We start from the raw sequence: 888 nt of genomic DNA on the forward strand, positions 1-888 counted from the left end.
GGATTCCCTAACGGATTCCCTAACGGATTCCCTAACGGATTCCCTAACGGATTCCGATATTCAAAAAATTTTAAACATTTTTAGGAATCAAGAAATGAAAAAACTCCTTACTGCATTAACCGTGCTTGCCCTTCCCGCTGCCGCATTTGCCGCCGACAACCAACCGGGCGTTTATGTACAGGGCGATGCGGGTCTTTCCTCCATCCGCTACGATGGCGAAACATCCAACAATTTCCTCCCGCGCGTTTCCGTCGGCTTCGATGCCGGCGATATGCGTATTGCCGCAGACTACTACCGCGTCCGCGACAAAATTGACGACACTACCGCCACACTCCAAGGCGCAGGCGTTGCCGTCATCAAAGACTTCAACACCAATTCCATCGTCAAACCTTATGTCGGCGCGCGTTTGGGACTGAACCGATTGACCTTAAAAGATGAAGACGGAAAATACAGTAAAACCAAAGCAAGCATCGGCGCATTGGGCGGTGTCGGCTTTGAAGTCGCTCCCAACGTTACTTTGGATTTGGGCTACCGCTTCAATTATTTGGGCAAATTTGACGATACAAGGGTATTTGCCAACGAATATACCGCCGGTATCCGTGTGAAATTCTAACCCCCGAAACCGGCATCCGCCGGCAAGCCGACCGCCGCCATTGCGGCGGTTTTCCGTTTCCGCAAAAATCAAAAACAAATGCCTAAAATCCCGTCATTCCCGCAAAAAATGGGAATCCGTTTTTTTAAGCTTCGTTTTTTTGAATTTCAGGCAACTTCTAAATCGTCATTCCCGCGAAAACAGAAACCTAAAATCCCATCATTCCCAAAAAACAGAAACCCAAAACCTTATATATTGCGTCCCATCAAAGGGGCGCATTACTTTTCTTAACATTC

General features: G+C 47.7%; 1 protein-coding gene. It reads left to right on the top strand.

Annotation, left to right across the window (positions count from 1 at the left end; genetic code table 11):
- Positions 1 to 94 precede the first annotated feature (94 nt).
- Positions 95 to 613 carry an opacity family porin gene (locus KEM39_RS11405; RefSeq protein ID WP_118783384.1) on the top strand — a complete coding sequence of 173 codons (519 nt, stop codon included), beginning with the start codon at positions 95 to 97 and terminating at the stop codon, positions 611 to 613.
- The last annotated feature ends 275 nt before the right edge of the window (positions 614 to 888 follow it).

This window comes from Neisseria sp. Marseille-Q1983 (assembly GCF_018224585.1).
Classification (GTDB): domain Bacteria; phylum Pseudomonadota; class Gammaproteobacteria; order Burkholderiales; family Neisseriaceae; genus Neisseria; species Neisseria polysaccharea.

Coding starts and splice junctions, on each gene's coding strand:
- KEM39_RS11405 (WP_118783384.1), top strand. CDS start 95: ATGAAAAAACTCCTTACTGCATTAACCGTGCTTGCCCTTCCCGCTGCC.